This window comes from Bacteroides sp. 214 (genome assembly GCF_010501015.1).
Taxonomy (GTDB): domain Bacteria; phylum Bacteroidota; class Bacteroidia; order Bacteroidales; family Bacteroidaceae; genus Bacteroides.
This window is the reverse complement of record NZ_QVML01000002.1, coordinates 381,707-407,290: the sequence shown is the minus strand read 5'-3', so window position 1 is coordinate 407,290 and position 25,584 is coordinate 381,707. Positions and strand designations below refer to the sequence as shown.

Sequence of the window (25,584 nt, the reverse complement as noted above, 5' to 3'; positions counted from 1 at the left end):
TTTTATGGCTATACGTGAAGTAATAAAATCCACAAAAACAAACAAAGATTAGGATAAACAAACAAGAATTGCTAATATTGTATTCCGTAATACCTATTAATTAAAGTAAAGACATTATGCGATCTTTCAAACAGAGCACCTTACTCATGCTGGTTGGATGGATGTTTCCTCTTACACTCTTCTCCCAGCGAGCCTTAACCGTAGATGATTTAACCCAATGGCAACATATAACCAACTATGCAATCTCTAACGATGGCAAATGGGTTGTAGCCAATATTGCTCCGTGGGAAGGAGATGGCTTTGTACAGCTATACAATCAAAAAGGAGAAGAAAAGGCAAAATACTTCCCAGCAAAGTCCCCTACTTTCTCTGCTTCTTCCAAGTACTTAATCGTTACGCAGACACCCCCGAAAGAGACGCTCGACTCTTTGAAGATAGCCAAAACAAAGAAAGATAAAATGCCCCTGAATAGTTTGATTATCCGCTCGCTAAGTGGTGGAGAAGAAATTATTGACTCTATCAGGGCATATAAACTGGCAAGCGAAGCCGATTGGATTGCTTATCAACCTGCCGGAAAAGACTCTGCATTGGTGGTGCGAAGTCTGGATGGTAGCACCGTACAACGCTACCCTACTGTTACAAACTATGCTTTTGCAAAAAAGAGCGGTATATTATACTATATAACAAAAGGAGACACGCTGGGAACAGAAGCCGGTATATATCTATTTAACCCTGCTATTCAAACTTCTAAACTGACAAAAGCAGGCAAAGGCATCTTCAAACAACCAACATTCAATGAGCAAGGTGATGCATTGGCGTTTCTCTATTGTGCCGAAAAAGATTCATCTTATCACGCAATGGATCTCTGGCTATCGCAAAACACAGATACAGCAAAGCTTCTTGTTGACCGTAGAAACACGGCTATACCTGCAGAATGGGTAATAAACGAAGAAGGAACACTACTTTTCTCAAAAGACAGTAAACGTTTATTTTTTGGCACATCGCCCGAACCGAAACAAATAGACAATAAACAGCTGGCAGAATATCGCCCGGATGTGCATGTGTGGAGCTGGAATGAAGAGGTACAATATACCGTACAGGATTTCAACAAGAACCGGGATTTGAAGAAAAGCTATCGCGCTGTTTATAATTTCGACACAGGCAAATTACTCCAGTTGGCAGATGAACAGTTACCAGGGATTCTGCTTCCCGATAAAGGAGATTTCGCATTACTTTCTACCAAACGTCCCTATGCAACCGAATCCATGTGGAAAGGTCACGAATACAAAGACATATATAGCGTATCCTTGAAAGATGGCAGCAAAAAAACTTTATTGACTGGTGTAAACGCCGATCTGCACATCTCTCCCGAAGGTAAATATGCTGCATGGTACGAGCTTACGGATAGCTGTTGGTATACAATTGATTTACTGACCAACAAGCAATATCAACTGACTACTCCCGCTACATTTCCTGCTTGGGATGAAGATAATGATGTGCCCGATTATCCCTATGCACACGGAGAGGTTGGCTGGACACCCAATGACAAAGAATTACTTATTTATGACCGGTACGATATATGGAAGTTTGACCCTACAGGCGCTACCGCACCTATTAATTTAACTGTAAACGGTCGCGCTACACAAACACGTTATCGCTTGATGATGCTCGATAAAGAAGAAACATCCATTGATCTTAACAAGAAACAATTATTAAGAGGTTACAAAGAAGTTAGTTGCGGAAGTGGTTATTATGAAGCACATCTTGCCAGACCTAAAGCTCCAAAGGCACTGATAGAAGGAGATTTCATGCTACGGACGATTACCAAAGCCAAAGATACAGACAACCTGCTCTATACGGTTGAAACTTTTGAGCGTTATCCCGACTTACTGCTTTCCAACCTTAGTTTCAAGAAAACCATACAGCTAACCAACCTCGGCAAGCAGCAAGACGATGTAAAATGGGGTACGGCAGAGCTTGTTTCGTGGACTTCTCTCGATGGGAAAGAGCTACGAGGTATAGTGCACAAGCCTGCTGACTTTGATCCGTCAAAGAAATATCCGCTTATCGTAAACTTCTACGAACGCAATTCCGAGACATTGCATAACTACCGGATGCCACAACCTGGTCGATCTACTATAGATTATCACCAATACAACAGCCACGACTACATTATTTTCAACCCAGATGTTGTGTATGGTACCGGACATCCGGGTGAAGACTGCTACAACTGTGTGATGCCGGGAATTGCATCTATTGTTGACAAAGGATATATTAACGAAAAAGCGATTGGCGCGCAAGGTCACAGTTGGGGCGGCTACCAAGTGGCTTATCTGGCTACACGCACCAACTTATTTGCAGCAATTGAATCGGGTGCACCGGTGGTAAATATGTTCAGTGCCTATGGTGGTATTCGTTGGGGAACAGGGTTGAACCGCTCTTTCCAATACGAACATACCCAAAGTCGCATTGGCGGAACACCGTGGGACGCTTTCGACTTGTATGTAGAAAACTCGCCACTCTTTACCATGAATAAGGTAGAAACCCCCATACTGATTATGCACAACGACAACGACGGACACGTGCCTTGGTATCAAGGTATTGAGTATTTCATAGCCTTAAAGCGTTTGCAAAAACCGGTTTGGCTGCTCAACTATCCGGGAGAGGTTCACTGGCCGGACAAGATGGCTAATCGCGTGGACTTTCAGAAACGTATGTTCCAGTTCTTTAATCATTACCTCAAAGGTGAAGCGATGCCACGTTGGATGAGCGAAGGCGTAAAGGCTGTGGATAGAGATTTTGATTTAGGGTATTAAGAAGCTGTTTCTAAGAAAACAAACCTCCTTATTTCTTTGAACAAAGAAATAAAACTGTACATTTGTTGAACATAATTAAAAAACTCAACGACATGGAAGATTATACAATACAGGCTAATGCCAAAGGTTCACGCAACATACAGGTATCCGACAAGAATCTGGGAACAATCGAAAAGTATTCTTTGTTCCAACATCTGATAGATAGCAACGGCATTGTAGATGATTCTGTACTTGAGAAACTGCGTCTCAATGTTCGCTCATTAATTGCTTCGCAAGAAGAAGATAGTAAAGATTTGCTCGACTTGTGTATCGATGTCATTTATCACAATGACATGAAAGCATTCGGGTTACAGCAATTAATTAAGTTGTACTTGGAATGGTTACACAATGATGAAAACGATTGATACTACTCTACAAAACAAATACAGCCAGTTAATACCGGCTATAGAAGCTATTTGCACTGCCAAGCCAGGCGAAAAGCTACAAATAATTATGAACGAAGAAGCCGCATTCAAAGACATAAAGGAGTACCTGTCCGAGAAAAGCATAGGTTTCCGCGAAATATATGACGAGAACAAACGTACGCTCCAATTTAAAGTTTAACTATGTCACCAATTAAAGAAGAGTTAAAGAAGTTTCCTAAAACAACTCTTGCAAAAATAAAGTCTATATACGGCTCTATCGATAAGTTCTATGCCACCGTCTACCTAATAGCGCGCAACGAACATCAATGCCAAACCATGCCTGTTGCTGCCGCAGAACAACGACTGCGCACAATACATGCTTATCAAGGAATGATACGCTTCATGCTGGATGAAGAAGGGTTGGAAGGTAAGCGCATCATGGACGATATAGCATCCGACTATCTGGAAGACTTTGTGCAATACAAAGAACAAGACTTCGGCATGACCGACGAGGAATTTCTCACTATCATCAAACGCATTGGCTAATGGATGTTGTTTTAATCATATTGGGGAGTATTTGTTTACTCACAAGCATTGTAGGTTGTATATTACCTATGCTGCCCGGTCCTCCTATAGCATACGCCGCCATTCTCTTATTACACTTCACGGATAAAGTTCAGTTCACCTTTTCGCAGTTGGTGGTGTGGCTACTCATTGTGATATTAGTACAAATAATTGATTACTTTGTGCCGATGTTTGGAACCCAAAAGTTCGGTGGCAGCAGATGGGGAATATGGGGTTGCCTCATCGGAACAATAGCGGGGATTTTTATTTTTCCGCCTTGGGGAATACTACTTGGCCCTTTCATAGGTGCTGTAGGTGGTGAGTTACTTACCGGGAAAGAAGCAAGTCTAGCTATTCGCGCAGGTTTAGGCGCATTTCTGGGCTTTATGCTTGGCACTATTATGAAGTTTACCGTATGCGGATGGTTTATCTATATCTTTATCAAACACCTGATTATTTAATTGCTAATGAACGTAACCAACTGGCTACCAACCACTAAGAAAGAAGTAGAGTTACGCGGTTGGAACGAACTAGATGTAATTCTCTTCAGTGGAGACGCATACGTGGATCATCCTTCGTTTGGTGCTGCCGTTATCGGACGAATCCTCGAAGCAGAGGGTTTGCGTGTAGCTATCATCCCACAGCCCAATTGGCGCGATGACCTGCGCGATTTCAAAAAACTAGGCAAACCCCGCCTCTTCTTCGGCATAAGTCCCGGTTGTATGGACAGCATGGTCAATAAATATACTGCCAACAAACGTCTGCGCAGCGAGGATGCTTATACCCCCGACGGTCGATCGGATATGCGCCCTGAATACCCAAGTATCGTTTACACACAAATTCTCAAACAACTTTACCCGGATGTGCCCGTCATTCTTGGCGGTATCGAGGCATCACTGCGACGTATTACACACTACGATTATTGGCAAGACGCACTGCGCAAAAGTATCTTGTGTGATAGTGGCGCCGACCTGCTTATTTACGGTATGGGCGAAAAGCCTATAACGGCATTGGCATCGCACATGCAACAATACGCTGACATTCCACACGATATTCCGCAAACTGTATATCTTACCAAAGAGGTAATACCACAAGAGGGTGATATACGCTTGGCTTCGCATGAAGAGTGTTTGAACGATAAACGTAGACAAGCTGCCAATTTCAAGTATATAGAAGAGGAAAGCAATAAATACGCTGCCAATCGCATTATTCAGCAAGTAGGTAAACAACACGTGGTTGTTAATCCGCCCTACCCACCTATGAGCGAGATGGAACTCGACCGCGTGTACGAATTACCATATACACGTCTGCCCCACCCCAAGTACAAAGGCAAGCGTATTCCTGCGTACGATATGATAAAATTTTCTATAAACATTCATCGGGGATGTTTCGGAGGATGTGCGTTCTGTACTATTTCGGCACATCAAGGAAAGTTTATTGTAAGCCGGAGCAAACAAAGCATCTTGAATGAAGTAAAAAGAGTAATGCTCCTACCCGATTTCAAAGGGTATTTGAGTGACCTTGGAGGTCCTTCGGCAAATATGTATCAAATGCAAGGAAAGGACGAGAAAAAGTGTCGCAGTTGCAAGCGTCCATCGTGTATACATCCGCGCATCTGCGCCAATTTAAATACGAACCACCAACCACTGTTGGATGTTTACCGTGCGGTAGATGCATTAGACGGAATCAAGAAAAGCTTTATTGGCAGTGGCGTACGCTACGATTTATTGCTACACCAAAGCACAGATGAAGCGACAAATCGCAGCACCAAAGAATATACGCGTGAGTTAATAATCAAGCACGTTAGCGGTAGGCTGAAAGTTGCTCCCGAACACACCAGTGATCAGGTGCTTCACATCATGCGCAAGCCTTCCTTCGACCAGTTCGAAGCATTCAAACGAATATTCGACCGCATCAACGAACAAGAAAACTTGCGACAACAGCTCATACCTTATTTCATAAGCAGCCACCCCGGTTGTCAGGAAGAGGATATGGCAGAACTTGCCGTTATCACCAAACAACTGAACTTCCAATTGGAACAAGTACAAGACTTCACACCTACCCCCATGACAATTGCTACCGAAGCCTTCTATACCGGGCTTCACCCGTATACGCTAAAGCCTATCTACAGCGCCAAGACCCAGCGTCAGAAGCTGGCACAACGGCAATTCTTCTTCTGGTACAAACCCGAAGAAAGAAAGAATATCATTGCTGAGCTTCGGAGAATAGGCAGGTCGGATCTTGTTGAGAGGCTGTATAAACGAAAATAAAGTTTATGTTATTGATAGAAACTATGTTGTTGTGATATAATCTCTGCGAATTCATCCCTAAACCATTTGGGGGATAAGACCTCAACATCTGCACCATGCGACAGTAACTCTTGCCGAAAGTCAAAGCTTGGTTTTATACGATAGCTGAATATGGTATATTCGGGCGTATTCTCAACCTCCTTTTGAGAGTGATGCAATGGCAAAGTCCTGATGTAGCTATCTTGAATTTTATATACCTTAATCAGAACGTTCTCTACCTCGTGTCCATCTCCGGCCACAATCCCAAAGCAGTCTGCAAAAAATGCTTCTCCATCAAAATCCTTAGGTAACTGAAATTTATTCTCAGTAATGCGAATATGCTTGATCCTATCTAAAGCATAAATAAAGACGTCATCTCTATCTGGATTGCTCCCTATAACATACCAACGCTGCTTAAATACCTTTATACAGTAAGGAGAGATTTCAAAAGTGCTAGGTGTATCACGCCAAAAGCTTTGATGAGTCAGTTCTATAGAAAGACTATCTCTCATTGCTTCAATAATAGGTGTTAGATGCATTTGCCCGGATGGTATCTTTTCAAATAAAATCCGTTGTTTAAGTTTATGACTTTCATTTATCAGATTATTAACAGCAAACGTATTTAACAGCCAACTTCTAACACCTCCACGCTCCATATCATCGGTGTTTTCTATATAGTATTTGTAACCATTCTTCTTATCACACTCTATATTTATATCAAACATTTGCTCAATTGCTTGCCGATGATTGTGGAAAGTACGTAAAGGAAGGTCTTCACCATCGAGGTTTAACTGCGACCTTTGCCAGTACTCATTGATTTCTTCAAAAGTAATCTTTCCCCGCCTGTAGATGATGTCTACTAACCAAACGTAGCGATTAAACAAGTTTGATGTAGTGTCTTTGCTTGATTTTTTTGTTTTCATATTGTATCGTTTTTTACAAAGGTAACAAGAGTTCTCTTTTTGCCAAGATATAGCACTAGTTATACCTTGATACGCATCAGACATTTGATATTTGCTCGGTATTAATGACTTGTTTCATAAAAATCCTATCTTTTTTCGTTCTTCATTTTTATATAAAGACTCACTTTGGCAGTAGCCATGTATTGTATCCAACGTTGGCGCTATTCCGTTTAAGATGGAGTCTACTGTATATTTTCTAACGATATTCTCTATTTGCCCACCACTGAAGTTATAATTATGTGCCAATTCCAACCTTTCCTGTTCGGACAATGCTGGTAGCATGGTATGCCATATTTTTTCTTTGGCCTCAACACAAGGCTTGTCAAATTCAATCTTGTATAGGAACCTTCGTTCAAAAGCTTTATCCAGATTCTGTGTAAGATTGGTTGTGGCAATCATTATTCCTTCCAGATTCTCCATCTCTTGTAATAAGATATTCTGTATTGCATTTTCTGTTTGATCGATAGTTCCCCGCCCTGCTTCTTTTCGTTTACCAATAACCGCGTCAGCTTCGTTGAATAACAGGATCGGTGCAACTTCGCATGTTTTCAAAAAACTCTTGTACTTTTCAAAGATACCCTTTATTCTCTTTTCACTCTCCCCATACCACATACTTTTTGTTTCGGATATGTCCACCATCATAAGATCTCTTCCGGTAGAGCGAGCAATCTGATAAGCGGTCTCTGTTTTTCCGGTGCCGGGCGCTCCATAAAACAAACACGCAAATCCCTTTCTCATTCCTCCTTTTTCCAACTTCTCCTGAACTGCTTGGAAGTTATCCTTATGAATAAGTGATGTGAGTTGCATAATTTGTGATTGTTCCCGTTTGTTGTAAAACAATTCTTTTGACGTTATTTCAGCATGCTGCATAAGGTCCTTTTTGTTGTTGCTTTGAGTTGTTTTAATATCCAACTCAACAAAAAGTTTTTCTTTCGCTTCGTCAGTCAGCTTAAAGTATTCCCTATTACCCATCCCATTATCATTTACATTCTCTATCAATTTAGTTCTCAATAGTTTATGTTCGCCCAACTTTAAGAATTCCTGTATATGACGAAATTCCACTTTCTCAAAGAAATCTTCTAAGTTATGAAAGCCCAGACAATCGTCCGACTCATTAATGAAATAATGGCAAAATAAGAGAAGAAGCAAGAAGCTGCGACGAGAAGAAAAAAAGGATGCCATATAAATTTTCACTTGCTGACAAAAAGCTAAAGATGAATTGTTCTCAAGTAGCAATTCTAACTCGTCAATCAGTGCTTCGTATGTTATTTCTTTTTCTCTTTTTTCTTCAATCAAAGTTTCAATATGACTAAATAATTCTATTGTGGAGAGATTTTTCGTACACTTGGGTTCGTATATTTCATTTTCTTTGACTGCTTTTATGACATCAAAAGGAACTCTATACGAAGGCTTATCATAGTTTCTACGACAACGAACCAATCGTCTATTTTCAAGTTCATCAATGTCTTTCATTAAAGTTATTATCTTTATATTACGACATTTAATGAATTCTGAAAGGTCACTAATTTCAATACTATTATTATCGCTTTTCTCAATAAAAACAGCTAATAGTACCACCTGATTTGTTGTTAATTTCATCTTCTTTGCCACATAATTAATGCTTTTTTTCGCCTTCTGAAAGAAGTCTTTATTTAGACTGGAGTTTTCAACTAATTCTACGATACACTCTATGTGCTCTAACATTGTTTTGGGAGCCTTTTTATCAACATCTTTGTTGATATTTTCGTCTTCCTGTGTAATCTTTAACTGTCGCATATCTATTGTTTTTATATGATTTAATGCAAATGTAATGCGGCTATGTGCCAAAAAACAGCATACAATATAATTAACTGTCATTTTCAGGCTATGGTATAAATTGGCATATAGTGCTACTGTCTTTGCCATTGCCTATGGATATGTTTATTTCTCCATTTTCTATAATTGAAAAAAGCAGAATTAAAAAGAACGAGTTGGAAAATACCGAATCTCTTTTCTTTGTCATTCAAGAATTGGAAAGTGAGCTGTGGGTAACTATAGATAATAGCTTGCCGAATTACTGCTTTCTGCTTACTGCTGCAGAGTGTTTTCAGAAGGGATAAGATAAGAACCTCAATAAATGAGCCCAGTACAATATTGGGTTAGCCTCTCTAATCAAACCATTCAGTAAGCATACTTAGGCAATTTTCCCACTCATTAGTATGTTTCATCCCCGCCAACTCATAAATCTGTTTAGTTTCAAGCATTATTTCTATGGCCTTCTTTCTATTCCCCACTTCAGAGTAAAGCATTGCTTGGTTAAACAAGGCAGTTGCATAAGCACTGCTTTCTTTTCCTCCCATACTATCAGCAAAATCCCTCATGTTTTCACACTGCTTTTGAGCTTTTTTCCAATCTTTAGTTTCCATATAGGAATGAAATAATGAAGAGATAAGGTAGCCATAGTGTTCTGGAATATGATTATCTTCAGCAGATTCGATAACCATATTCGCTATAAGTTCATCAAATTCTAATAATTCAATTTCCCTCTTAAGAGCAAATGATTCATTGTAATACTTGTGATATAGATCAATAATTTCAAGATGAAATTCGTATATAGCTGTTGATGTCTTAAAATAAAGTAAAAAATGAAATTCGTTATCTTCATAAATGGATAATGCTTCTTCATACCTCTTTTGGTTTTTTAGATTATTGAATACTTCTAATATGAACGAAAACTTTACATCCTTTTGAACCATTTCTTTTTTATCTGTCGAAAAAGACGGTTGTACTGCCGGTCTATATGATTGAGGCTGTCTGTCTTTCTTCTCTGCGCAAGAAAAGAAAAATATTTTGGCAGCCATTAAGAGATATAATCTCATATCAATTATTTGTGTTATCATAAGCTTGTTTCAACTTGTAAATCTGTCTCAGGATTGGTGAAATGGTCCTTATTTCTGAGTATTAATAAGAAACCTTTTTGAGTCAAAAAGGTTGAGTGTCAATATGTTCTGATTTTTCGAACAAGTTCTTCTTTTCTTTGTTCAATCAAGCAAGTCCATAAACGCGACGATTGAAGAGCAGATGCCGGAATATAGTGATTAAACTCTTTTAGAAAATCCGAATTAAACAATTCATCTAACTCCCAATTGGAAATGATTTCTTCCCAATCCCATTTATCGACAAATTCCGTCAATAATTCCCGAGTAAACTTGATGTGTGAGTTAGAGGATAGTTTTGACCAATTCCAATATGCCTTATATTCTTCAAGCATTTCAGCAGAAAACAGACTCCATGATGTAGATTCAGATAGTTCGTCCCAATCGATCAGGTTCTTATACTTTTCAACCATAGAATTAGTCCATAAAATTTCTCTATTAGCAGAAACTTCCTTCCAATTTAGCATATCTTTATATTTCTCCAAAAGTGGCTCACTCCAAGGCAAATTACCTGATATTTCCTTCCACGCTAAATCTTCAATTACTTTTTCTACAAAATCTTCATTTAAATTTCTTGTTGTCATAATTTTAATTCTTTATTGTTGTACATATATTAATTATACTACAAAGATAACAGAGTGATACGCCAAACAGTGGCATAGTTAATGATGAAGACTAAAAAAAAACTGCCCATGTGAGCAGTTTTTTTTAGATTCATATATCAAATACAAAAGGAGTATTCTTTAGTTGATAACCTTCGTCAACGATTGCCGTGTTAATAAAAGTAGTGTGTTTTGACTTTTCAACCCCATAAGCATCGTGAATATGCCCAAAGAGGTGATAGCGTGGACGAATTTCCAATACTTTTTGGAGTAAATCGGGGCAACCATAACTAATGTTATTAGCACTATCTAAGACACCTAATGGTGGGCGATGCGAGATTAAAACATCAGTATCTGCCGGAATTTGTGCAGTCTGATTAAAATACTCACCACCTACATCATCCGAAAAGAAAAATGGGATTCCCCAAAATTTCACATTTTCTACTGTGATGCCGCTATTGCAAAGGTAAAAGCAATTTTCAGGTAAAAACTGCTGGATTATTTCTCTGTCCTTTCTTTCTAAACAAAAATCATGATTCCCGGCTATGAAGATTTTATATTTGTAATTCAACATTCCAAACCACTCGATAAAATCCATAACCTCCTTGCCGGTTCCGGCGTACGAAATGTCGCCGGAATGGACAATAATATCAGCAGTCGGTAAATTGGTTAACTGCCGATGAAGGTTGTGGGTGTCGGAGAGGTGGAGGAGGCGCATAGAAATCAAATATCAAAAAAGATTATGCTGCGAAACTTATTAAACGCTTCATTTACATTTTGCATAATAGATAATTCAGACTTATCAATAAAGAATGGTTGCTTCATTTTCTTCTTGTTCTGATCATCAATTAAAATCCAATTTTCAGTAGCGCTATCCAAAAGATTTAACACATAGTCAAACTTCACTTTTTCTTCACCTTTTCTATATCCAATGTATAAATACCACTCTCCACCGTTATTTTTCCATTCGTATTGAACATCAATAAACAAAAAAATATCATTGTTGCTTTCTTTGAATTCTATTTTACTATTCACAAAGTCAAATTCTTGTACACAGATATCATAAGTATGTACCCAACTTTTGGGTAGCTTAACGTGAAATAATTGAATTTGGATTGCTCGAGAATTATAAACACCCGCTTGGTGACCATGAAGCAGAACAATTCGCCCTTCGTCCGTCCTTAAAAATTTTTTCTGTCCCATGTAGTCAAATACACTCTTTTCTACAATAAAAGGTTCTCTCCATGTATCTGAATATGGTTCTACTTTGTTTATAACTTGTGGGGTCAAATACTCCTTAACTAATTCAGCTTTATTTAACAAAATGTTTTCCCAATTTTTCTTCTCATTTGTATTTGCATTTCTTCTTTCCATATAACCGTTTAGATTCCAACTGCCACCACCATCGTTTTGCATGTAATCTCCAATCGTTAATAATTCTCGTCTCAGTTCATCCTCATTTTTTCGATTATATATTTTGGCAAAGAAAAGTTCTTTGTATTTTACAAATTCATCAACCGAATATTCTCCTTGCCCATTTTTTGAACATTCAAAGAAAAAAGAATAATTACCATCTAGGAAACTGGCAAAATCATCTTGATTGGTAATACTCCAAATGGCATCTTCCCACTCTTTCCTATTTGATTGTTTATAACAAGAAAGAATAATTTCATCTGAATCATTTACAATGCGTCTTGATCCTTTCTCTACGTTTTTCAAAAAAGTAATATCGAAGCAATTTTGTGCTAGCAAGTATTTTGTGCTTTCAAGACACCTGATAACAGTTGTTGTTGGATTATCAACATTTGTTTGGCGATAACGAATATTTTTAAAATACATCCCTAAGCTGTCAACATCATTAACAAGAGCAATCTTATAGCTTTTGCTCAGAAAAAAAATGACACTTAAAACAGTACTATAATCTATCCAAGGCATTGTTTTAGAAAGCCAGTTATCTCTAAAATAAGGACTTTCAAGTAAATTATTGCCAGTTAGTCGTTCACTTTTGTTGTTCTGAAGATACTGTAAAGCACAGAACAAGTTATCTAAGAAATTAATATCGAAACTTTCATTTTCTTTTTGGTATTGTTTCAACCATTTATTTTCAGGTTCAAATCGAATATAATCTTCCTTAACCTCTAAAGTGGTTTGGGTTTTATTATTCTTTGTTTCCACTGGTTTTAATTTTATATTTTTCTCATCATTTGAACAAATATGTATAATCGTCGCCCACTTTAGGAACTCTTCAAATCCTTTATCTGCATTCGGATTTTCAACTTTATTACCTTTTTCATCACCTCCTTTTCGGTATTTCCAAAAGAAATTTTGCCATTCTTCCCATTTTCGTCCAGCTTCTTTCTTGTTTGCAGCTCGTTTTATGATTGTTGTTTTAATAATCTCTTGAGTAGAAAGACTTTCACCACGGCTGTTCATATAAAGATATAATTGTTCGCCTTGTTCGCTTAGATTTGTGTCAAAATAATTGAATTCGATATAGTTTTCGATATAATCAATAAAATCAACGAGTTCGTTTTTCTCAACTCCTTTGAAAGCAGAGAATGAAAAAATGGTATCGAAATTCTTGCTTAGTGTAACCGTTGTTATATCAGTTTTATAAATGTTTTGATAATAATTTGAAGTGTTTTCAAAATCAACACTTTCATTTGTCAGAATATGTTCCACAAAACTTTGCATAAAATCGTGTGATACTTCACGAACTTTATAATCGAGTTTAAGTTGTCTATTTTGAAAATATAATGACGCAAAATCGGTTTCTTTTTCAGTCTTCTTATAAAGGGCTAATAATAATAGATAGAGGGAGGTTATTCGTTGCTGACCGTCTATTAGAAAGAATTTCCCTGCATATTCAACATCGTGATAAGCATAAATAAAACCAATTTGAGTAGCATGACGTATTTTGGAATACTCTTTTGATAAGAATAATAGCATATTCTCATCAACTTGTTTTTCTCCATCTTTAATACTTAGCTGCATTTTATTTTTATTCTTAAAATTTGACCAAATAGATTCTAACAAGGCAATCACGTTTTCTTCACCCCACACATAGTCGCGTTGAATTTCCGGAATAATAATCTGCTCTATTTCATTATTGTTCAAAAGTTGAATTAAACTATATCTTCCTGTATTCATATTTTTTGTTGTTTTAAGTCATCTATTAAAGTTAAATATCTATTTGCCATCCATTCGGTATGAGCGAAAATGTCTGTATCATCCCACTTTACAAAATCGGGATTAAAGTATTTATCATTCTTGGCAGGAAGTGTTTTTGCAAATACATCAAGCGTGTGTTTGGGAACAAAATAACCCTGATTTGATTTTCCAAACAGGATGCGTCTTTTCATGGGGAATGGATTATTACTTAAAGAACTATTAACACCACTCGAGAGCAATGCCATATTGCCAAGAACATCTACATCGCTTACATTTTCATACAAAAACGCGATATCCTTTGCATCTATTTTCTTTTCTGTTCTAATTGAATTTATTAACACTTTTTTTTTGTCGGATAAACTCTCTTTTTTTTGTATTTCGCCACATAACCACTCCACAACTGAGTCATCGACCTTAATTTCGACCTCAGGATTTTGTGGAGAAATATGTTCCAAACTCCACTTTTCGTTTCCGTAAGAATAAAAATCAAATCGATATTGTTTTTTTTTGTCCTCGGGAAAAACACTTAAGGCTAATAACCATTGATTTATCTTTTTGTTGGGGTACTTTAATGCTCTTAAGTCCTCTTCTTTATTTGGAAGAATACTTATCACATTATCGATTAATTCAGCTTTCAAATCTTTGCCAGATTTAGAAGCAATATTTTTTAATTCATATTTAGCCTCTTTTGAATGAAACAAGCTATATCCTAACAAATTAAACAGAGAATTGTCGTTGGGATTATTATATATGTTTTTGAAACATCTGTATATGTGTTTTATTTCAGACAATAAGTGATTGGCATCAGCTACACTTGCGACCGATTCCTTATAGCGATTAAATAGTTCAAATTGGCTTGTATATGCTCCTTTGTCTGTAGAAAGTTTCTCTTTAAATTGTTGAATAATTCCTTTGTCATTTATGTATTCATTTCCTTTGCCTAATTCAACTAATTTAAGCATATGTTCCATCCCATCAGCTTTTGAATTTGCTTTGAAAAAGAAATACTTTACTTTTTCTTCATTGAACCATGCGTTTATTTCATCCCAAGTACGCCCCATAATATTTCGTTGGTCTACAATCTCTTTAAAATGAAGAGGTTTACCGAACATATTCAGTTTTCGAGAAGCCTTTGTGAGCAATAAGCCTTTAATTAAATATGCATTAGTCAAAGGAACCTTATTGTCGTTTAGATTACTAAAAACATCTTCAGACGAAACATAAACACTTTCTTTATTTACAATAATCTTTACATTGTTCATTATATACTCTATGAATTTATTTTTGTAATTTTCATCATTGAACAACTCAAAAAACATAGTTATACAACGACATGCACGTACCATATAATATAAGTCTTGCGTTGGAATTTCATCATCTTTGTCAGACGTATTAACTGTAAATTCGATTACTTTTTCAAAAATATTTTCATCGTATCGAGCATATAATATTTTATCCTTTGTGATATTAATACAACCTTGCTTCTCTAAGACATAGAATAATAGTGATAGGGTAGTTAGTCTTTGCTGTCCGTCTATTACTTCAAACGATTTTTTATCGGAATCTATATTATCCGGCTTCACTGTGATGTATTGCAGGTAGTACTCATTTGTTCCTTTGCAGAACGCTTCGTAAAGGTCTATGAGCAATTGAGGTACTTGGTCGAGACTTCTTTCTGAAGCCCATTTGTATCCTCGTTGATAAGATGCAATGTAGTAAACTTCTTGCTTATTTGCTCCCAAACAACCAGTTTTGGGACTATTACTGAAAATATCTTTAATAGAGTAAATAAATTCATTCATACTATTTCATTTTAATTATTTTCTTCGCTATCTCCGCACACGCCTCCGCATCCGCCAACGCGTGATGATGGTCCTCCAAGTCATACCCAACATGCGCCGCCACCGTATGCAACTGATGATTCTCCAAGTCGGGAAATACTCTTTTTGCTATTCGATAAGTACAGTGAAATTCATAATTTGGATATTCCATTCCATACAAATCATGGACGGCTTTTAGGCAACCGGCATCAAAAGAGCTGTTGTGGGCTACTAATGGAAGACCTTTCAACATGGGGCTTATCTCTTCCCAAATTTGAGGAAACTCCGGCTCTCTTAATGTGTCATAATAAGACAAGCCATGAATGTCGGTTGCCCACGAGGAGTAGAAATTAGGTCGTGGACGTACAAGACGGTATATTTTATTTGTTATTTTCCCGTCTTCTACAATAACAATCCCCAGGCTACAGATGCTTGAGCGATTGTAATTTGCTGTTTCAAAATCAATAGATGCAAAGTTCAACATGTATTTTCTAATTCATTTGTACTATAATATGAACAATCTGTTGTCACCAATAACAAATATATACACAATTCCTTTCTGAACCGAATTACACTCAGACTATTTGCTATTTAGTTCAACAAAAATAAACTACATTTATGCCAAATAACAGCGTAAGTTCTTCTTTTTTCAAAGCAACTATGGCTGACCGGCCACGAGCCATAGGCTGACGATGCATTTGCCTATGGCTGACGGGTGGTGAGACTATGGCAGACGGAGCTTGAGACTATGGTTGACGGGTGGTAAGACTATGGCTGACGAAAGTGCATTTTTACATGCTTTGAGCAATGTCTTTTTCTGACTGTTTTTCGCTCCACATCTGACTGTTTTTTGAACTGTTTCTGACTGTTTTTTTGTTTGAAAAACAGTCAGAAAATTACTCGTGAAGGCCCTGTGAAGGATAAACAAGGGGGTCTTCACACGCAACGCACTCACTGCCATTCACTTACAGCGATTTGTGAAGGTGAAGACCTATTTCGTAAAACTACCCCTGGAGTAGATACAAAAACGCGGAGAACCCTCCTTCTAATAAGAAGAGTTCTCCACGCTATCATTCAAAACAGTTTCTTAGCTTACTTTGCCTTAGTGGTTGTCACCAAAATCTTTGAGTTCATGTCCATCGCAATGTCCATGCCTTGTGCCGTAACTGTTCCTTTTATGTTTTGTTGTAGCTCCGATTTGGTTATGATACCAGTTTTCGACTCTACTGATATTGTGCCATTTTGTACACCTTTCAACTGACCATCCATAGCATCTACAGTAGCTTCTACGTCCATAACCGTATTGTTTTTATCTGTCGAAATCAGTTTATAAACCGAAGCTATATCAATAGCCATTCCAGCTGATTCTATATTTTGTTCCACGTTCCACGAATCGCCTACCTTTACTTTTCCTGCCGGATAAATACCGAAAGACTGCTCCAATGTACCTTTGATAGCTTCGTTTGAGTATTGTCCTTTTGTTTGCTCGGCCATAGCACGCAATTGCGCATCATCACCTGCTGCAGCTACCATGCCAGCAGCTATTTCGTCCATTCCGGTTACGGAAAGAACTTTTCCGGCAGGAGTAATAACAGCTTCAAACGATTTACCAATGAGCGAGCCCATTAAAGTAGCCATTGCAGCATCTACAGGACTTGTACTGGCAGCAGGATTCTTTGAATCATACTTCATGTTCATCATCATGCTCGATAACTCAAACACAACTTCTTTATATTCATACTTTACTTTAACACTCTCTTTGCTTTTTTCAATGATATCCATGGAGTAAAGCGTTACCATATTTTGTTTCACTTCCATGTCTTGTCCCATAACATTTTGCTTAATGTTTTGGATCATTTCCATTCTATAGTCATACTTTGTTCCTTTATCGGGATTAAAGGTGAGAGTAACCTGTGCCGTAGCCATCGAAAAGCCTATAAAAAGGCAGATTGCGGTAAATAATGCTTTCTTCATTGTGTAAGTTTTATTAAATTATTAAGGAACAAAGTTAAGTAAATTATTGACATCAGCTTCCCATTGCAAACATTTCTTGCAAAATGCTTACTGCTGTCTCTACATTGGGTACCTCCTTTACAATCATGGAGCGTTTGTTATTCTGTTCTCGCAAATCACAATTGCGAGGGTATTTCATCATGTAATCTATCAATTTACCAAAAGCAGCACTTTGATAGTACAGGCTTTCTTGATTTGCTACAAGGAAAAGAGACATACGTCCACCTTTCAGGAATACCTTTTCGGCACCAAGACGAGCAGCAAGACGTTTCAGCGGAACAATACGAAGTAACTCTTCTGTTTCTCGGGGAATAGCACCAAAGCGGTCTTCCAATCGGGAACGGAAGGCAGCAACATCCGTATCGAGGGAAAGATTGTCGAGCTCGCGGTAAAGCAACATACGCTCACTACTTCCTGTAACGTAATCGGCAGGAAGTAAGAGTTCGAGATCGCTCTCTACTGTGGTTTCTTCAACGAACTGCTCACCGGTAATAGTACCATCACTCTGTGCTTGCTCGGCATAAAGGTCGGCAAATTCATCATTGCGTAGCTCTTTCACTGCTTCGGCAAGTATTTTCTGATAGGTTTCATAACCTAAGTCCGCTATAAAGCCACTCTGTTCGGCACCAAGTAGGTTTCCGGCTCCACGGATATCCAAGTCTTGCATAGCAATATGAATGCCGCTGCCTAGATCGCTGAAATTTTCAATAGCCTGCAAACGACGACGACCTTCGACAGTAAGACCCGACAGAGGCGGTGCCAACAAGTAGCAGAAAGCTTTCTTGTTACTTCTTCCCACACGCCCACGCAACTGGTGCAAATCACTTAAACCAAAATTCTGTGCTTGATTAATAATGATCGTATTGGCATTGGGTATGTCTATGCCACTCTCTACAATAGTAGTAGAGATAAGCACATCATAGTCGTAGTTTACAAAATCAAAGATTATTTTTTCGAGTTCTACCGGATCCATCTGTCCATGTCCAATAGCAATACGAGCATCGGGGATATGACGGAGTATCATTGCTTTTAATTCGGGCAGGTTGGCGATACGGTTGTTTATAAAGAAAACTTGTCCGTTACGACTCATCTCGAAGTTAATGGCATCGGTAATTACCTCCTCATTGAATGTATGCAATTCTGTTTGTATCGGATAACGATTGGGTGGCGGAGTAGAGATAACGCTCAAATCGCGTGCTCCCATTAACGAGAATTGCAAGGTACGCGGAATGGGAGTTGCGGTCATAGTCAACGTATCTACGTTTACTTTAAGCTGGCGTAGTTTCTCTTTTACACTCACACCAAATTTCTGTTCTTCATCTACTACGAGTAATCCCAGATCTTTAAATTGCACATCTTTACTTAATATGCGATGGGTGCCGATAAGGATATTGACCGTTCCCTCCTTCAGTCCGTTAAGTACCGCTTTGGTTTGTGCACTTGTACGGGCGCGACTCAGATAATCTACTTTTACGGGAAAGTTCTTCAGGCGATCCTTGAAAGTTTGATAATGCTGATATGCCAACACAGTAGTGGGTACAAGTACTGCTACCTGCTTATTATCTGTTGCAGCTTTGAATGCCGCGCGAATAGCCACTTCTGTTTTTCCAAAGCCCACATCTCCACACACAAGTCTATCCATAGGCATATCACGTTCCATATCCTGCTTTACGTCGGCTGTAGATTTACTTTGATCGGGAGTATCTTCGTAAATAAAACTAGCTTCGAGTTCATTCTGCATAAAGCTATCCGGACTGAAGGCAAACCCTTTTTCTTCTTTACGTTGCGAATAAAGCTTGATGAGGTCGCGCGCGATGTCTTTGAGTTTGCTCTTGGTGCGGTCTTTTAGTTTCTCCCAAGCACCCGTACCTAACTTATTAAGACGAGGTGGCTCACCATCTTTACCCTTGTACTTAGAGACTTTGTGTAACGAGTGAATGGAGACAAAAACAATATCCTCATTCTGAAAAATGAGCTTAATAACTTCTTGTGTAGCCTCGCCATTAGGCAGGCGTACCAGTCCGGCAAACTTACCTACACCATGGTCAGTATGTACTACATAATCGCCCGGCATAAACTGATTCAGTTCTTTGAGCGAGAGAGCTACCTTACCCGAACGAGCCTTATCGCTCTTTAAGTTGTACTTATGAAAACGATCAAACAACTGATGATCGGTAAAAAGACAAAGTTTCAATTCGTGGTCTACAAAGCCTTCGTGCAATGTTTTGTCTACAGGAACAAAGTCTATCTTGTCTCCCCTGTCTTCAAAAATCAGACGAATGCGTTCTATTTGCTTTCCACTGTTACTACATATATATAAGGTGTATCCTTTCTCTATATACTCTTTAAAAGAAGTAGCCACCCAATCGAAATTCTTATGAAAGACGGGCTGCATGGAAGCATTAAAGCTAAGGGTAGCATCGGGAGTGGCGGTAGGCTTACGACCAAACTCTATGCAACGAAAACGTTGTGCTTGCGAAGAGAACATTTGTCCGTCTATTAACTGTGCTTTGAGTTTAGTGCGCAACTCGGCAAGAAGTTCTATTTCTTCTTTCGCATAACTACCCGTACCCACTTCTTCTATTTCGTTGTAAATAGCTTGTATCCGCTCCTTTTGCCAGAAGAAATCACGCATTACCAACACCGCATCTTCGGGGATAAAATCGAGAAAAGATACGTTCTTTGTGCTTGCACTTAGTTCGGGTATAATAGAAATGCGTTCTTTTTTCTCTTTAGATAACTGCGATTCGACCTCAAAAGTACGGATACTTTCCACTTCATCGCCAAAGAAGTCGATACGATACGGGTATTCTGAAGAGAAAGAGAAAACATCGATAATACTTCCACGAACTGCATATTGTCCGGGTTCATACACATAGTCCACATATTCAAAGCCGTAACTACGTAGTACCTCAGTAATAAAACCGGTGTCTACCTGCTCGCCTACATGCAACTTGAGCGTTTTCTCCTTGAGTTCACCGCGTGACACCACTTTTTCGGCAAGTGCATCAGGATAGGTTACGATAGAAAACCCTTCATCTTGTTTTTGTAGCCGACTTAACACCTCAGTACGCAGTATTTCATTGGCGGCATCTTTTTGCGCGTATTTAATAGCACGGCGGTACGAAGAAGGGAAAAAGAGTACTTTCTCCGTATCCAATACTTGTGTAAGGTCATGGTAGAAATAACCTGCTTCTTCGAGATCGGCAAGAATAAAGAGAAAGATATTGTTATTCCGTTCGGCAACCGACGAAAAGAAAAGTGAAGCCGAAGAGGCTTGAAAGCCTTCGCAATAAATGCGTTTGACGTTAGCATCTTTCAGCAAACCGTCAATAGCAGTGGTCTGTTGCCTCGTAGCAAATATTTTTTGGAGTTCATTTATAGTCATTGGCTCTTTGTTCCTTTCTTTTCTCGCAAGTTATTGGTTTGAGAAACTTCATTCTGTTGAAAAACCCTGCAAAATTAGCAAATAATGGTTGTTTTATTTTATTATCTTTTTGTTAATTCAATAAAAGCACTACATTTGTCTTGTTAAAACGTGTGCTCAAACCCATTATCAATGCTTGCTACAGACAGTTTAGTTATTATACCTACGTACAACGAAAAGGAGAACATAGAGAAGATTATCCGGGCGGTCTTTAGTCTGGAAAAGTTTTTTCATATTCTCGTCATTGACGACAACTCGCCCGACGGAACTGCTACTATCGTTAAAAATATGCAGCAGGAATTCCCCGAACGTCTTTATCTTTTAGAACGACCTGGGAAAGCAGGGTTGGGTACAGCATATATTGCCGGTTTTAAGTGGGCGTTGCAACACGATTATCAGTTTATTTTCGAGATGGATGCCGACTTCTCACACTACCCCAAAGATCTTCCTGAACTTTACAAAGCATGTGCCGAAGATGGTGCCGACCTATCAATTGGTTCGCGTTATGTATGTGGCGTAAATGTAGTAAACTGGCCTATGGGACGTGTACTAATGTCTTGGTGTGCCTCTAAGTACGTACGTCTTATCACAGGAGTTCCTGTGCACGATACGACAGCCGGGTTTGTGTGTTATCGTAGAGAAGTATTGGAAGCCATCAACCTTGACAATATCCGCTTCAAAGGTTACGCGTTTCAAATTGAGATGAAGTTTACTGCCTACAAATGCGGATTCAAGATTACCGAAGTACCCGTTATCTTTATCAACCGTAAACATGGAACCTCCAAGATGGACAGTAGTATCTTCGGAGAGGCAATGTTTGGTGTTATCATGATGAAATTGAAAAGTTTATTCCACAAATATCCACAGAAAAAATGAAACGTACACTCATCCAAAACGCCGTTATAGTTAATGGAAAACCAAGAAAAGGTTCGGTAGTCATAGAAGATGAGAGAATAATAGAAATTTTAGATGAAGGCAAAGAGCCTACTACCCTTTGCGATATAATTATTAACGCCGAAGGGTGCTACCTATTACCAGGTGTTATCGACACGCATGTACACTTTCGCGAACCGGGTTTAACGCATAAAGCCGACATCTTCAGCGAAAGCCAAGCAGCAGCAGCAGGCGGTGTGACATCGGTTATGGATATGCCCAACACCAATCCGCAAACAACCACACTCCAAGCATTCAATGATAAGATGAAGCTGTTTGCCGAAGAATCACTTATAAACTACGCCTGTTACTTTGGGGCAACAAACGATAATTATACTCAGTTTGACGATTTGGATGTTAACCACACTTGTGGTATCAAACTCTTTATGGGTTCGAGTACAGGTAATATGCTGGTAGACAAAGCAGAGAGCCTGCGTCGTATATTCCAAGGAACAACACTGCCTATAGCAGCACATTGCGAGAGCCAAAGCATTATCCAAGCCAACACCGAAAAATACCTGAAAGAATTTAGCCGTAAAGAAGATAAGGAAGTTTTGGATTTACCATTACAGTACCATCCTTTAATTCGATCGGAGGAGGCTTGTTTTGAATCATCGGCACTGGCAGCAGAGCTGGCGAATAAAGCAAATGCACGCCTGCATCTCTTACATGTAAGCACTGCCAAAGAACTCTCATTGCTTAATAATAAGAAAGAGGCAAGAGATAAAAACATAACCGCTGAAGCTTGTGTGTCGCATTTGTTATTTACCGACAACGATTATGAGCAATATGGTACCCGCATTAAGTGCAATCCCGCCATCAAAACTGTTGCCGATCGTGATGCACTACGTGATGCGGTAAACAAAGATCTGATTGATGTCATCAGTACCGACCATGCTCCACACCTGCTCTCAGAGAAAGAAGGAGGTGCATTGAAAGCTATGTCGGGCATGCCGATGATACAGTTCTCATTGGTCAGCATGTTGCAACTTGTAGATGAAGGCATATTCACCATTGAAAAAGTAATAGATAAGATGTGCCACACACCTGCCGAACTTTTTGATGTAGAGCAACGCGGCTTTATACGAAAGAACTACTATGCCGACCTTGTACTGGTACGCCCTAATAGTCCATGGACAGTTACGCCTGACTGTATTCTAAGCAAGTGCGGATGGAGCCCACTGGAAGGTAAAACCTTTAACTGGAAAGTAGAGCGTACGTTTGTAAACGGACATACCGTATATTCTTCAGAAAAAGGCATAGATACAAGCTATCACGGAAAAGAACTATTTTTTTCATGAAGCTCACCTACGCCATACACGATGTTTCTGCCTACATTAACTGGGTGTATTTTTTCCATGCATGGGGTTTTCAACGCCGCTTCGCTGCCATTGCCGATATTCATGGATGCGATGTGTGTCGTGCTTCGTGGCTTACTACATTTCAGGAAGAAGACCGTGCTAAAGCTGCCGAAGCCATGCAGTTATTTAAAGAAGCCAATCGTATGCTAAACCTCTTAGATGAGGACTTCCATACACATGCTATTTACAAATTGTGCGTTTCCAATGCCGATGGTGATAATTTGCTATTAGACGGAACACTCTTTCCTCTTCTTAGGCAGCAAACACATGCTTTACCCAACAAACCTTTCCTCTGTTTGAGCGACTTTGTCCGTCCTCTTTCTTCGGGCATTGCAGATACCGTTGGCATTTTTGCCTGTACGGTGGATGTCGATATGGAGCATCTTTATGCCGATGATCCCTACAAGCGCCTGCTTGTTCAGACTTTAGCCGACCGCCTTGCCGAAGCCACTGCCGAGAAAATGCAAGAACATTTACGCGACACTGAGAAATTTCAAGGTATCCGCCCTGCCGTTGGTTACCCTTCCCTACCCGATCATTCGGTGAATTTCATCCTCAACGACCTGCTTCATTTCAACGAGATAGGTATTTCCCTTACTGAAAGTGCTGCCATGACACCTCACGCTTCGGTTAGCGGGCTAATGCTTGCCCACCCGCAAGCACACTATTTTGCTATAGGAAAGATTGGCGAAGATCAATTACAAGATTACGCACACAGACGAGGAATGAAGGTTGAAGAGATACGGAAATTCCTGATATCAAACATTCAGGATTAACTTCATCATATAACCAACAATGTCATTACCGATATTATAACCCATAACACTACTCCCATAACCACCGGCTTTGCACCTACTGCCTTTATAGCCTTCAAAGAGAGTGAACTTCCAATAAGGAACAGTGTCATAGAAAGGAATTTATGTGAAGCAACTGATAGTATATTCGACAATACCTGTGGAATATTCAGGTAAGTATTGACCATCATAGCTCCAATAAACAGAAAGATAAACCAAGGGATAGATATTTTCTTACTTCCTTTTTTGCGGAACAATAGCATTGTAACAAACAACAACGGTATTATCCATAGAGCACGAGTCAGTTTTACCGTGGTGGCAAGTGCAAGCGCTTCCGCTCCATATGTAGCTCCGGCTCCAACTACCGAACTCGTATCGTGTATAGCAATAGCGGCCCAAAGTCCAAATTGCTCTTGCGAGAGTCCTAAGAAATGCCCCAAAGGTGGAAATATAAAAAGGGCCAGTGCATTAAGGGTAAAGATAACAGCTAATGACATAGATGTTTCATTATCGTCGGCCTCTATCACAGGCGAAACAGCTGCAATAGCACTCCCGCCACAAATGGCTGTTCCGGAAGAGATAAGATAACCCAGCCGCGTTGGTATTTTAAGCCAACGACCCAGAAAATACCCAACGACAAGTACGCTTACTACAGAAACAATGGTAAAAAGCATCCCGTCGCGCCCAGTAGCAAGCGACTGATGAAGATTCATACCAAAGCCAAGCCCCACAACGGCTACCTGTAAAAGATATTTGGATACTTTCTTACTGACCACAGGATAGGGATTGGCAAATAAAAGAGCAAAGAGTATTCCGGAAAACAAAGATATGGCTGGAGCTACAAAAGCAGAGCCTATAAATAAAAGAACAAAAAGTAATCGAATCATTTGATTAGTATTTTTACTGCAAAGGTACAACTATACAACAAAAAGAATACATTTGTGTTCAAGTTATTAAAAGATATGTGATTTTTTCCCTATCTCTGCGTCCAATATAATAAAAGCTACCTACAACGAATATGAGTCAAAACATAGAGCAAGAATTTGTATCGGTTATTAGAGAATATGAGCGCGTCATCTACAAGGTGTGCTATCTCTATACTACACCGAATGCACCATTGCATGACCTTTACCAGGAGGTAGTGATTAACTTGTGGAAAGCATACACCAAATTTCGAGGAGAGTGCAAAATATCGACATGGATTTATCGCATAGCACTGAATACATGCATCAGCTTTATCCGTAAGGAAAAAAATATCCCCGAGATTATTGCACTTACACAAGAGTTTAATGCGATGGGCGAAGAGCAAGATGAACTACAGCAAATGCTCAAAGAGCTATATCACCTCATTAATCAATTAGGACAACTCGATAAGTCTATTGTACTGCTCTACCTCGAAGAAAAAAGTTACGAGGAGATTGCCGAAATCACCGGACTTACCGTGACCAACGTGGCGACCAAATTAAGTCGCGCTAAAGAGAAACTACGGAAAATGAAAAACAAAAACGGATGAT

The 25,584-nt window shown here is 39.0% G+C and carries 21 protein-coding genes; 10 read left to right on the top strand and 11 right to left on the bottom strand.

The window, feature by feature from the left end; translation table 11 throughout:
- The first annotated feature begins 116 nt into the window (after nucleotides 1-116).
- The 6 genes from D0T50_RS03370 to D0T50_RS03345 all read left to right on the top strand — a co-directional run bounded on the left by D0T50_RS03370 (nucleotide 117) and on the right by D0T50_RS03345 (nucleotide 6,054).
- Nucleotides 117-2,816 carry a prolyl oligopeptidase family serine peptidase gene (locus D0T50_RS03370; RefSeq protein WP_163221983.1) on the top strand — a complete coding sequence of 900 codons (2,700 nt, stop codon included), beginning with the start codon at nucleotides 117-119 and terminating at the stop codon, nucleotides 2,814-2,816.
- A gap of 92 nt (nucleotides 2,817-2,908) precedes the next feature.
- Nucleotides 2,909-3,220, top strand: a complete 312-nt coding sequence (locus D0T50_RS03365; RefSeq protein WP_163221981.1) for a hypothetical protein — start codon at nucleotides 2,909-2,911, stop codon at nucleotides 3,218-3,220.
- The gene (locus D0T50_RS03360) at nucleotides 3,207-3,419 is read left to right on the top strand and encodes a sulfurtransferase TusA family protein (RefSeq protein ID WP_163222204.1); all 213 of its coding nucleotides are present in this window, start codon (nucleotides 3,207-3,209) and stop codon (nucleotides 3,417-3,419) included. The genes D0T50_RS03365 and D0T50_RS03360 overlap by 14 nt, the downstream gene beginning before the upstream one ends.
- Before the next feature lie 2 nt (nucleotides 3,420-3,421).
- Nucleotides 3,422-3,766, top strand: a complete 345-nt coding sequence (locus tag D0T50_RS03355; RefSeq protein WP_163221979.1) for a hypothetical protein — start codon at nucleotides 3,422-3,424, stop codon at nucleotides 3,764-3,766.
- Nucleotides 3,766-4,245, top strand: coding sequence for a DUF456 domain-containing protein (locus tag D0T50_RS03350; RefSeq protein ID WP_163221976.1), 480 nt, complete (start codon nucleotides 3,766-3,768; stop codon nucleotides 4,243-4,245). Before D0T50_RS03355 ends, D0T50_RS03350 begins: the two co-directional genes overlap by 1 nt.
- Before the next feature lie 6 nt (nucleotides 4,246-4,251).
- On the top strand, nucleotides 4,252-6,054 hold the full coding sequence (locus tag D0T50_RS03345) for a YgiQ family radical SAM protein (RefSeq protein WP_163221974.1): 1,803 nt from the start codon (nucleotides 4,252-4,254) through the stop codon (nucleotides 6,052-6,054).
- A gap of 8 nt (nucleotides 6,055-6,062) precedes the next feature.
- Here D0T50_RS03345 and D0T50_RS03340 read toward each other — a convergent pair whose 3' ends face one another.
- From D0T50_RS03340 to mfd, 10 genes are all read right to left on the bottom strand, one after another.
- Nucleotides 6,063-6,995: a YafY family protein gene (locus tag D0T50_RS03340; RefSeq protein ID WP_163221972.1), complete on the bottom strand. Its 933-nt coding sequence runs from the start codon at nucleotides 6,993-6,995 to the stop codon at nucleotides 6,063-6,065.
- A 114-nt stretch (nucleotides 6,996-7,109) separates the two neighbouring features.
- Entirely contained in the window at nucleotides 7,110-8,939 is a 1,830-nt protein-coding gene (locus D0T50_RS03335) for an ATP-binding protein (RefSeq protein ID WP_163221970.1), read from the bottom strand.
- A 242-nt stretch (nucleotides 8,940-9,181) separates the two neighbouring features.
- Nucleotides 9,182-9,874, bottom strand: a complete 693-nt coding sequence (locus tag D0T50_RS03330; protein ID WP_163221968.1) for a tetratricopeptide repeat protein — start codon at nucleotides 9,872-9,874, stop codon at nucleotides 9,182-9,184.
- Nucleotides 9,875-10,011: 137 nt separating this feature from the next.
- Nucleotides 10,012-10,533 (bottom strand): hypothetical protein, encoded by a 522-nt coding sequence (locus D0T50_RS03325; RefSeq protein WP_163221966.1) that lies wholly within the window; start codon nucleotides 10,531-10,533, stop codon nucleotides 10,012-10,014.
- A 130-nt stretch (nucleotides 10,534-10,663) separates the two neighbouring features.
- Nucleotides 10,664-11,269 carry a metallophosphatase domain-containing protein gene (locus D0T50_RS03320; protein WP_163221963.1) on the bottom strand — a complete coding sequence of 202 codons (606 nt, stop codon included), beginning with the start codon at nucleotides 11,267-11,269 and terminating at the stop codon, nucleotides 10,664-10,666.
- A 5-nt stretch (nucleotides 11,270-11,274) separates the two neighbouring features.
- A complete protein-coding gene (locus tag D0T50_RS03315; RefSeq protein ID WP_163221960.1) occupies nucleotides 11,275-13,701 on the bottom strand; it encodes a DUF262 domain-containing protein in 2,427 nt (808 codons plus the stop codon).
- A complete protein-coding gene (locus D0T50_RS03310) occupies nucleotides 13,698-15,524 on the bottom strand; it encodes a DUF262 domain-containing protein (protein ID WP_163221958.1) in 1,827 nt (608 codons plus the stop codon). Before D0T50_RS03310 ends, D0T50_RS03315 begins: the two co-directional genes overlap by 4 nt.
- A gap of 1 nt (nucleotide 15,525) precedes the next feature.
- A complete protein-coding gene (locus D0T50_RS03305) occupies nucleotides 15,526-16,026 on the bottom strand; it encodes a 3'-5' exonuclease (protein ID WP_163221956.1) in 501 nt (166 codons plus the stop codon).
- A 608-nt stretch (nucleotides 16,027-16,634) separates the two neighbouring features.
- On the bottom strand, nucleotides 16,635-17,516 hold the full coding sequence (locus tag D0T50_RS03300) for a DUF6263 family protein (protein ID WP_163221954.1): 882 nt from the start codon (nucleotides 17,514-17,516) through the stop codon (nucleotides 16,635-16,637).
- Nucleotides 17,517-17,568: 52 nt separating this feature from the next.
- Entirely contained in the window at nucleotides 17,569-20,943 is a 3,375-nt protein-coding gene (mfd, locus tag D0T50_RS03295; protein ID WP_163221951.1) for a transcription-repair coupling factor, read from the bottom strand.
- Between the two features lie 171 nt (nucleotides 20,944-21,114).
- On the opposite strand from mfd, the gene D0T50_RS03290 reads away from it, so the two are divergent.
- The 3 genes from D0T50_RS03290 to D0T50_RS03280 are packed head-to-tail and all read left to right on the top strand — an operon-like array spanning nucleotide 21,115 to nucleotide 24,052.
- Nucleotides 21,115-21,858, top strand: coding sequence for a polyprenol monophosphomannose synthase (locus D0T50_RS03290; RefSeq protein WP_163221949.1), 744 nt, complete (start codon nucleotides 21,115-21,117; stop codon nucleotides 21,856-21,858).
- Nucleotides 21,855-23,216 (top strand): dihydroorotase, encoded by a 1,362-nt coding sequence (locus D0T50_RS03285; protein ID WP_163221947.1) that lies wholly within the window; start codon nucleotides 21,855-21,857, stop codon nucleotides 23,214-23,216. Before D0T50_RS03290 ends, D0T50_RS03285 begins: the two co-directional genes overlap by 4 nt.
- Nucleotides 23,213-24,052, top strand: coding sequence for a vitamin B12 dependent-methionine synthase activation domain-containing protein (locus tag D0T50_RS03280; protein ID WP_163221945.1), 840 nt, complete (start codon nucleotides 23,213-23,215; stop codon nucleotides 24,050-24,052). The genes D0T50_RS03285 and D0T50_RS03280 overlap by 4 nt, the downstream gene beginning before the upstream one ends.
- Before the next feature lie 5 nt (nucleotides 24,053-24,057).
- Here D0T50_RS03280 and D0T50_RS03275 read toward each other — a convergent pair whose 3' ends face one another.
- Nucleotides 24,058-24,957, bottom strand: a complete 900-nt coding sequence (locus D0T50_RS03275) for a YeiH family protein (protein WP_163221943.1) — start codon at nucleotides 24,955-24,957, stop codon at nucleotides 24,058-24,060.
- 131 nt (nucleotides 24,958-25,088) lie between these two features.
- Here D0T50_RS03275 and D0T50_RS03270 point away from each other — a divergent pair, with 131 nt between their 5' ends.
- On the top strand, nucleotides 25,089-25,583 hold the full coding sequence (locus D0T50_RS03270) for an RNA polymerase sigma factor (RefSeq protein ID WP_163221941.1): 495 nt from the start codon (nucleotides 25,089-25,091) through the stop codon (nucleotides 25,581-25,583).
- The last annotated feature ends 1 nt before the right edge of the window (nucleotide 25,584 follow it).